9 protein-coding genes and 1 pseudogene are annotated in these 8,354 nt (G+C 72.6%); 6 read left to right on the top strand and 4 right to left on the bottom strand.

Going from position 1 to position 8,354, the window contains the following annotated elements; all coding sequences use genetic code 11:
- Positions 1-54 precede the first annotated feature (54 nt).
- Genes VK640_10705 through VK640_10695 form a run of 3 tightly spaced genes read left to right on the top strand, consistent with a single transcriptional unit; the run spans position 55 to position 2,555 of the window.
- Complete coding sequence (locus tag VK640_10705; protein HTE73653.1) at positions 55-1,464, top strand: MFS transporter; 1,410 nt, start codon at positions 55-57, stop codon at positions 1,462-1,464.
- Positions 1,461-1,931: a nitroreductase/quinone reductase family protein gene (locus tag VK640_10700; GenBank protein HTE73652.1), complete on the top strand. Its 471-nt coding sequence runs from the start codon at positions 1,461-1,463 to the stop codon at positions 1,929-1,931. The genes VK640_10705 and VK640_10700 overlap by 4 nt, the downstream gene beginning before the upstream one ends.
- A gap of 45 nt (positions 1,932-1,976) precedes the next feature.
- Positions 1,977-2,555, top strand: a complete 579-nt coding sequence (locus tag VK640_10695) for a uridine kinase (protein HTE73651.1) — start codon at positions 1,977-1,979, stop codon at positions 2,553-2,555.
- A gap of 25 nt (positions 2,556-2,580) precedes the next feature.
- Here VK640_10695 and VK640_10690 read toward each other — a convergent pair whose 3' ends face one another.
- Positions 2,581-3,927 carry an FAD-dependent oxidoreductase gene (locus VK640_10690; GenBank protein ID HTE73650.1) on the bottom strand — a complete coding sequence of 449 codons (1,347 nt, stop codon included), beginning with the start codon at positions 3,925-3,927 and terminating at the stop codon, positions 2,581-2,583.
- A gap of 142 nt (positions 3,928-4,069) precedes the next feature.
- Between VK640_10690 and VK640_10685 the strand changes: the two genes are divergently transcribed.
- The 3 genes and pseudogenes from VK640_10685 to VK640_10675 all read left to right on the top strand — a co-directional run bounded on the left by VK640_10685 (position 4,070) and on the right by VK640_10675 (position 7,002).
- Complete coding sequence (locus tag VK640_10685; GenBank protein ID HTE73649.1) at positions 4,070-6,229, top strand: MMPL family transporter; 2,160 nt, start codon at positions 4,070-4,072, stop codon at positions 6,227-6,229.
- A complete protein-coding gene (locus VK640_10680; GenBank protein ID HTE73648.1) occupies positions 6,226-6,816 on the top strand; it encodes a YdeI/OmpD-associated family protein in 591 nt (196 codons plus the stop codon). Before VK640_10685 ends, VK640_10680 begins: the two co-directional genes overlap by 4 nt.
- Positions 6,817-6,843: 27 nt before the next feature.
- A pseudogene (locus VK640_10675) lies at positions 6,844-7,002 on the top strand (aquaporin).
- Between the two features lie 184 nt (positions 7,003-7,186).
- Here the strand turns inward: VK640_10675 and VK640_10670 are convergent.
- The 3 genes from VK640_10670 to VK640_10660 all read right to left on the bottom strand — a co-directional run.
- A complete protein-coding gene (locus VK640_10670; protein ID HTE73647.1) occupies positions 7,187-7,417 on the bottom strand; it encodes a hypothetical protein in 231 nt (76 codons plus the stop codon).
- 33 nt (positions 7,418-7,450) lie between these two features.
- Positions 7,451-7,846 carry a nuclear transport factor 2 family protein gene (locus VK640_10665; GenBank protein ID HTE73646.1) on the bottom strand — a complete coding sequence of 132 codons (396 nt, stop codon included), beginning with the start codon at positions 7,844-7,846 and terminating at the stop codon, positions 7,451-7,453.
- On the bottom strand, positions 7,846-8,354 hold a 509-nt coding region (locus VK640_10660; GenBank protein ID HTE73645.1), incomplete at its 5' end, for a hypothetical protein. The genes VK640_10665 and VK640_10660, both read right to left, overlap by 1 nt.

The raw sequence follows: 8,354 nt of genomic DNA, 5'->3' as shown, positions 1-8,354 counted from the left end.
CGCCCCGTGCAGTCATCTGTGGCGAGGAAGCGCCAACGAGGGGGGTACCGCGCCATGGCAGAAGGTGTCGTCTCCGGAGTCTCCGGGCGGCCGGGCGGGTCGCTGCGTGCTGTGCTGGTCCCACTGGCCCTGGCGCAGTTCATCTGCAGCTTCGCCGGGTCCAACATGAACGTGATGATCAACGACATCAGCGAGGACCTGGACACGACAGTCCAGGGCGTCCAGACGGCGATCACGGTGTTCCTGCTGGTGATGGCTGCCCTGATGATCCCCGGTGGGAAGCTCACCGACCGCTGGGGGCGGAAGCGGTGCTTCCTGCTCGGTCTCACGCTGTACGGCGCGGGTGCCCTGATCAGCGCCGTGTCGCCCACGCTCGGGGTGCTGATCCTGGGCAACTCCATCCTCGAGGGCGTCGGGACCGCCCTGCTGATCCCGCCCGTCTACATCCTGACGACGATGCTGTTCCACGACACCACGTCCCGGGCCAGGGCGTTCGGCGTCATCAGCGGGATGGGCGGCATCGGGGCCGCCGCCGGGCCGCTGCTGGGCGGCCTCATCACCACCGCCATCAGCTGGCGGGCCGCGTTCGTCTTCCAGGCCGTGATCGTCGCGACCATCGTCGTCCTCAGCCGCAAGATCCAGGACCCGGTCCCGCCCGATCCGACCCGACCCTTCGACACCCTGGGAGCAGTCCTCTCGGCAGCCGGCCTGGTCGCCCTGGTCATGGGGATCCTCCAGGCGGACAACAACGCCTGGCTGATGGCGGGCCTGATGGCCGCCGGCGCCTTGCTGCTGCTGTGGTTCTTCGGTCACGTCCGCGCCATGGAGCGCAGGGGCGCGGAGCCGCTGCTCTCCACCGCGCTATTCGCCAACCGGACGTCGAACCTTGGCCTCGTCACGCAGAACATCCAGTGGCTGATGCTGATCGGGACGTCGTTCGTCGTGGCGACGTACCTCCAGGTCGTCCGCGGCTACAACGCCATCGAGACGGGTGTGATCTTCACCGCCGCCACGGTCGGCATCCTCGTCTCGTCGCTCGCTGCGGAACGACTGGCGACGAGGCACCCGCAGCGCAGCCTGATCGTGGCCGGCTTCGTCGTCACGCTGGGCGGGATCTTCCTGCTGCTCGCCATGGTCAAGGGGTCGCCGAGCGCCTGGGCGTTCGCGCCCGGGCTGCTGCTCATCGGCCTGGGGGTCGGCGTCATGCTGACTCCGTCGGTGAACGTCGTGCAGTCGAGCTTCCCCGACGAGCAGCAGGGCGAGATCTCCGGCTTGTCGCGCAGCGTGTCCAACCTGGGCTCGTCGCTCGGCACGGCTGTCGCCGGCACGATCCTCGTCGCCGAGCTGGTCGACTGGTCGTACGGACTGGCGATGACCTCCCTGGCCGTCACCGGCGTCATCGGCCTGGTGGCCGCGCTGATGCTCCCTCGTGAGCCCGCACCGACGGCGGGGAGACTGCCATGACAGAGGCCCATGACAAGGCTCCGTGGCTGCCGCCGCGCTGGTTCGTCCGGCTCTTCTGGCACGCCCACCGCGGCGTCTACCGGGTGACGCGGGGCCACGTCGGCCTCTGGCGTCCCCGGGGCGACCGGTGGGGCACCCTGCGCCTGACCGCCACCGGGCGCCGGTCGCGGACGCAGCGCACAGTGCTGCTCGGCTACGTCGAGGACGGCCCCCGGCTGGTCACCCTGGCGATGAACGGCTGGGCCGAGGCCGAGCCGGCGTGGTGGCTCAACGTCCAGGCCGACCCTGACGTCACGATCGACACCGGTGACGGGCCGCGGCCGGCCCGGGTGCACGCCGCAGAGGGGGACGAGCGGGCCCGCCTGTGGGCGCGGTGGCAGCAGGTCGACACCAACCTGGACGGCTACGCGGCGCTGCGGTCCGCGGAGACCGCGGTCGTCGTCATCGAACCAAGGCCGATGCCCTGACACCGAGAGTGGCGTGGGGACTGAGGTGAGGGCATCGTCGCCTTCATGATCCGGTCGTCGCCGGCACACGTCGGTGCGCACGTACGTCGCCTCGCCTCGCGTGGTGTCGTCACGGTGGCCATCGACGGCTACAGCGGATCGGGCAAAAGCACCTTGGCGGGCCGGCTGGCTCCGTACGGCGGAGCAACAGTCGTGACCGCGGACGACTTCTACCGCGTGATGGATGACGCCGTACGCCGCGAGCTGGCTCCGGAGGAGGCTGTTGCGCGGTACTTCGACTGGGAACGTCTCCGGGACGAGGCCCTGGTCCCCCTCCGCTCAGGGCTGCGGGCGCGATACCGGCCGTACGACTGGGCGACGGGCGGACGCCTGGCGCGACGGACCGTGCAGATCCCGCCGGCGCCAGGCGTCGTGGTCGACGGCGTCTACTCCGCGCGACCGGAGCTGGCGGCCTTCGTCGACCTGTCTGTTCTCGTCGACACGCCCCGGTCACTCCGAGCGCAACGCCTCGCCGAGCGTGGCGACGACGACGGGTGGAACGCCCGGTGGGACGTGGCTGAGCAGGTCTACTTCACGGTCGTCCGCCCACCCGAGTCCTTCGACCTCGTCGTCACCGGCAGCTGAAGCGGCGTTGACAGCCCGTCGGCGCTCAGCGGTGCGACGCGAGCCGGAGCAGCTCGGCGCGGTCGGCGACCTTGGCGCGCGTCCGTCCCTGGGCCGCGCCGGCCGCCCGCTCGGCCGCGTCGACCGCGCACCAGCCGGCCCAGTCAACGACCTGCACGCCGCGACGGGCCAGCAGGGCGTCGATCGCGGCCGGGTCCGGCTCCGCGGCCGCGGGCAAGGCGGGCAGGTCGGCCAGCAGCGTCCGCACAGTCTCGCGGGCATCGTGCTTGTTGGTGCCGATCACCCCGGACGGACCGCGCTTGGCCCACCCGGCGACGTACCAGCCGGTGACGGCGCCACCCTCGCCGACGACCCGCCCCTCCTCGTTGGGCACGACCCCCGCCACCGTGTCGAACGGCAGTCCGGGCAGCGGCAGGCTGCGGTAGCCGACGGCACGCACCACCAGCTGCGCGGCGATGTCGAGCGTCTCGCCGGTCCCGACGGGTGACCCGTCGGGCTCGACCCGGGTGCGCTCCAGCCGGATGCCGGTCACCCGGGGCACGGCAGCGGCCCCCAGCACTGCGACCGGGGCGGTGTGGAAGCGCAGCTGCACCCGGCGGGCCCGACCGGCGGCCGGTCGCCGCGCCCAGCCCTGCAAGACCTCGAGGTTGCGCCGCGCCGCGGGGCTGGTGACGAGCTGCTCGCGGCTCAGGTCGTCGGGCTCGAGGTCGGCCGGGTCGACCAGGACGTCGGCGCCGCCGAGCTCGCCGAGCTCGCGCAGCTCACGGGTGGTGAACCTTGCCTGCACCGGGCCGCGCCGGGCCACCAGGTGCACGTCGCGGACCGCACTCGCGGCGAAGGTCGCCAGCACCCGCTCGGGCACGTCGGTCGCCCGCAGCTCGTCCGGCGTGCGGGCCAGCATCCGCGCGACGTCGCCGGCCACGTTGCCCGCCCCGACGACGACCACCGTCTCCGCATCGAGCCGGAACCGGTCCGGCGCGACGTCGGGGTGGCCGTTGTACCAGGCGACCAGCTCGGTCGCCGAGATGCAGCCGGGCAGGTCCTCCCCCGGCACCTCCATCCGCCGGTCCGCCGCCGCACCGGTCGCGACGAGCACCGCGTCGTAGTGTGCCCGCAGCTCCTCGGGCGTCAGGTCGGCGCCGATGTGGACGTTGCCGAGGAAACGAGCTCCGGGCCGGGACAGCACGGCGCCGAGGGCGTCGGCGATCGACTGGGTGCGCGGGTGGTCGGGGGCGACGCCGTACCGGACCAGGCCGTACGGCGCGGGCAGCCCGTCGAGGACGTCCACGAGTACGTCGTCGGCGTACCGCAGCAGGGCCTCCGTCGCGTAGACCCCGGCCGGCCCGGCTCCGACGACGGCGACCCGCAGCACGCCTGTCACTGTGCCACGGCAGACTCATGCGCCTGCTGGCGGCGCCGGCGGTGCCCCGACCGATGAAGCGAGGGCGTCCGCCGGGTCAGACCAGCCGGTAGTCATGGCAGGGCGGACGGCAGGACGCGAGAAGGGCGGAACGATGGCGCAGGACGACTCGGGGACGAGCACCCGGCGGGGCATCCACTGGAGACGAGCACTGTTGCCCGCGGCGGTGTTGGTCGTCAGCCTGTTCGTGGTGCTCCCGGTGGCCGGCACGCTGGGCGGCAAGCTCAGCACCGTCATCGAGAACGACCAGGCCGCGTTCCTCCCCGACTCCGCCGAGTCGACGAAGTCCCTGGAGCTGGAGACGCGGTTCGCCGGCTCGCAGGACATCCCGGCGCTGATCGTCTGGGAGCGCAAGAGCGGCATCACCGACGACGACCTGGCCGCGGTCACCGAAGCGGTGACCCGCATCGACGCGCTGGACGGCGTGAGCGGCCCGGCGTCGCCACCCATCCCGAGCGAGGACGGCCAGGCGGTGCAGGTCGTGGTGCCCCTGCCGGGTGACAACTCCGCCTTCGAGCGGCTCCCCGGCATCGTCGAGGACGTCACCGAGGCAGCCACCGTCGAGGGGCTGCCGTCCTACGTGACCGGGCCCGGCGGGCAGTTCGCCGACTTCGCCGCGGCCTTCGAGGGCATCGACGGCAAGCTGCTCTTCACCACCGTCGGCGTCATCCTGGTCATCCTGCTGCTGATCTACCGCAGCCCGGTGTTCGTCCCGGTGCTGTTGTCGGCCGGCCTCGCGCTGACGCTCGCCCAGGCGGTCGTCTACCTGCTGGCGAAGGGCGGTGTGCTCACCGTCGACGGGCAGAGCCAGGGCATCCTCTCCGTCCTGGTGCTGGGCGCGAGCACCGACTACGCGCTGCTGCTCATCAGCCGCTTCAAGGAGGAGCTGCACGTCGAGGACTCGTGGTCGGTCTCGATGCGCAAGGCGCTGCGCGGCGCCTTCCCGCCGATCGCGGCGTCGGGTGCGACCGTCATCCTCGGCCTGCTCTGCCTGCTGCTCTCCGACCTCAACAGCAACAAGTCTCTCGGTCCGGTGGGCGCCATCGGCATCGCCTGCGCGGTCGTCTCCATGACCGTCTTCCTGCCCGCTCTCCTGATGCTCGCGGGACGCTACTGGTTCTGGCCGTTCGTGCCGCGCCACGACAACGTCGCCGGCCACGAGCAGGGTCTCTGGGGGCGGGTCGCCGCCCTGGTCGGGCGCCGGGCCCGGCTGGTCTGGGCCGTCACCGCGGCCGTGCTGGCCGGCCTCGCCCTCTTCTCCACCCAGCTGAACGCCGACGGGCTGACGACCGCCGAGCAGTTCACCACCGAGGTCGACTCCGTCGTCGGCCAGGACGTGCTGGCGGACCACTACCCGGCGGGCAGCGGCGTGCCGGTCAGCGTCATCGGCAAGGAGGCCGATGCCGACCGCCTGCTCGAGGTCGTGCGCGACACCCCGGGCATCGCCTCCGCCGAGCTCACCACCACCGGGCCGGCGTCGGCGACCGGGCAGACCGAGCCCGGTGGTCCGCCGAAGGTGGTCGACGGCCAGGTCCAGGTCGAGGCTGTGCTCACCGTGCCCTCCGACAGCCCCGAGGCCGAGCAGACCGTGCTCCGCCTGCGCGAGGCGGTCGACGAGGTCAGCACCGACGTCCTCGTCGGCGGCGGCACCGCGGTCGTCTACGACATCGAGCAGGAGTCGGCCCGCGACACCCGCGTCATCATCCCGGCGATCCTGGTGATGATCTTCCTGGTGCTCGCCCTGCTGCTGCGGGCCCTCGTCGCCCCGCTGCTGCTCGTGGCCACCGTGGTGCTGTCCTTCTTCGCCACGCTCGGGGTGTGCGCGGTCGTCTTCGACCGCGTCTTCGGCTTCGCCGGCACCGACCCGTCGTTCCCGTTGTTCGCGTTCGTGTTCCTGGTCGCCCTCGGCATCGACTACAACATCTTCCTGATGACCCGGGTGCGCGAGGAGGCGCAGGTTCATGGGACCCGGGGCGGGACGCTGAAGGGACTCGCAGTCACCGGCGGCGTCATCACGTCGGCGGGTGTGGTGCTGGCCGCGACCTTCTCGGCCCTGGGCGTGTTGCCGCTCGTCCCCTTCGCCGAGCTCGGGTTCGCGGTCGCGTTCGGCGTGCTGCTCGACACGCTCGTCGTCCGGTCCCTCCTGGTGCCGGCGCTGGTCCACGACATCGACGACCCGGTGTGGTGGCCGTTCCCGCTCCCTCGCAAGGCACCGGCCGAGGAGCCCGAGGTGGTCGGCGCGGCAGCGACATGAGCGACGACCACGTCCAGCCCACGTCCGTGGCCGAGTGGCGCCGGTGGCTCGAGCAGCACCACGGGTCGAGCTCAGGCGTCTGGCTGGTGTCCTGGCGGTCTCGCACCGGCAAGCCGCCACAGGTTCCCTACGACGACGCGGTCAGCGCGGCCCTGGCGTTCGGCTGGATCGACAGCAAAGCGCGCACGCTCGACGACGAGCGCGCCGCACAGTGGTACTCCCCCCGCAGGCCCACCAGCGGCTGGTCCCGGTCCAACAAGACCCGGGTCGAGCGGCTGCTCGCCGAGGGCCGGATGGCACCGGCCGGGCAGGCGGCGATCGACACGGCCAAGACCAACGGCACCTGGAACCTGCTCGACGACGTGGAGGACCTCGTCGTGCCGCTCGACCTGGCGAAGGCCTTCCGCGCCCACCCCGGGTCTGCCGCGACCTGGGAGACCTTCCCGCCGTCGGCCAGGCGCGGCATCCTTGCGTGGATCGTCACGGCCAAGCGGCCGGAGACCCGCGCGAGGCGCGTCCAGGAGACGGCGGAGAAGGCGGCCCGCGGCGAGCGGGCCAACCAGCCGCCCCCGAGGCGGACGACCTGACTCGACCGCGGAACGGACCGACCGCTCATGCCTGAGCACGCCCGCACCTCTCCCGCCACTCCCGCGACCGCGCGCCGTCTGGGCACGGAGTTCCTCGGCACCTTCTGGCTGGTCTTCGGCGGCTGCGGCTCGGCCGTCGGTCACGTGTCGGGCGGTCACTTCGACCCGGCCGTGACGGTCGGGCTCGCGATGGCGTAGGGGTTCTCCATAGCGCGGCGCCTTGTTCGCCGGCGGCGACGCGATCGCCCCGCTGTGGCTGTTCATCCTCGCGCCGTTGGCCGGCGCGCTGATCGCCGGCGCGACGTAGGCCCTGGTGGTCGGCAGCAGCGATGCGGTCGCCCCGCTCGAGGAGGCGACCGAGGCCTGAGCCTCAGTCCTGGTCGGCCCGGCTGCGCGCGGCCCGGCGGCGGTCCCTGCGCGCGAAGGCCCTGCCGAGGGCGTACATCACGCCCATCTCCGCGACGAGGAGCAGCACGAACCAGACCAGCAGCTCCACGGCACCGATGTCGCCGGCACCGGCCGCAGCAGCCAGCAGCAGGTACATGAGCACCGCGACGACGAACAGCGTCAGCAGCGCGACCAGCTTGCGGAACGGCGACACCCGCTCAGCATGGTGGGTCGCGTCTGCGCACCGCTACCCGGCCTCCACCGAGCTTCCCGCCCTGGCTGCCAGCCGGGCCCGCATCGATTCGGCGAGGGCGACCACCGCGGTCATTGGCCGCACCAGGACCGCGAGCTCGACGACGGTGCCGTCGGCGCCGGTGCGCAGCAGGTCGGTGCCCTCGAGCTGGCAGCCGGCGACCGTGGCCCGGAAGACCAGCGCGTGGTCAGTGCCGTCCGGGGCGCCGATCTCCTGCACGTAGCGGAAGTCCTCGAACACCTCGATGGCCGCCCGCAGGATCGGCGCGACGGTGTCGCGCCCGACATAGGGCCGGAAGACGACGGGGCTGCGGAAGACGACGTCCTCGGCGAGCACGGCGATCAGCGCGTTGGGGTCGCGGGCCTCGACGGCGCGACGGAACGGGTGCATCAGCGGTTCTCCTCCTTCGGCTGCCTTGTCGCGGCGCGCGCGGTCGACCGCAGGATGTCGCGGCGGATCAGCCCGGAGCCGGCCCGGATGAGCAGCCAGTAGCAACGGAAGGCTCGCCGGGACCACCGATCGGTGCAGACGACCCGGGTCGTCGTGCGCAGGAGCGTGCCGCGGCGGTCCGGGAGCAGCTCCCAGTCAGTGAGGTACTTCGCCCAGCCCGGCGCGGCGAAGGCCTCGAGGTCGCGCAGGGACGCGATCGGGTGACGCGGTGGGTGCAGCCGCCACGGCTGCGCCACGGCGCCCCCGACCGCGTAGGCACCGGGCTCGACGTGCAGCACGGCCACCGGACCGGCCTCGAAGAGCGGGCGGTCCGGACGGTCCGGGTCCACACCGAGCTGGCGGACCCGCACCAGGGCCCGGGTCAGCGTCAGGTCGCCCAGCGTGATCGCGGTGAGGGCGGCCCAGACCGCCTCCGGTGGCGCGGCGATCCGGCGCTGGTGCACCTCCT

Source organism: Actinomycetes bacterium, from assembly GCA_035489715.1.
In the GTDB taxonomy this organism is placed as follows: Bacteria; Actinomycetota; Actinomycetes; order JACCUZ01; family JACCUZ01; genus DATHAP01.
The sequence above is the reverse complement of the archived record's forward strand: the minus strand, read 5'-3'. Positions and strand labels throughout refer to the sequence as shown.

Coding starts and splice junctions, on each gene's coding strand:
- VK640_10705 (HTE73653.1), top strand. CDS start 55: ATGGCAGAAGGTGTCGTCTCCGGAGTCTCCGGGCGGCCGGGCGGGTCG.
- VK640_10695 (HTE73651.1), top strand. CDS start 1,977: ATGATCCGGTCGTCGCCGGCACACGTCGGTGCGCACGTACGTCGCCTC.
- VK640_10685 (HTE73649.1), top strand. CDS start 4,070: ATGGCGCAGGACGACTCGGGGACGAGCACCCGGCGGGGCATCCACTGG.
- VK640_10680 (HTE73648.1), top strand. CDS start 6,226: ATGAGCGACGACCACGTCCAGCCCACGTCCGTGGCCGAGTGGCGCCGG.
- VK640_10700 (HTE73652.1), top strand. CDS start 1,461: ATGACAGAGGCCCATGACAAGGCTCCGTGGCTGCCGCCGCGCTGGTTC.
- VK640_10665 (HTE73646.1), bottom strand. CDS start 7,846: ATGCACCCGTTCCGTCGCGCCGTCGAGGCCCGCGACCCCAACGCGCTG.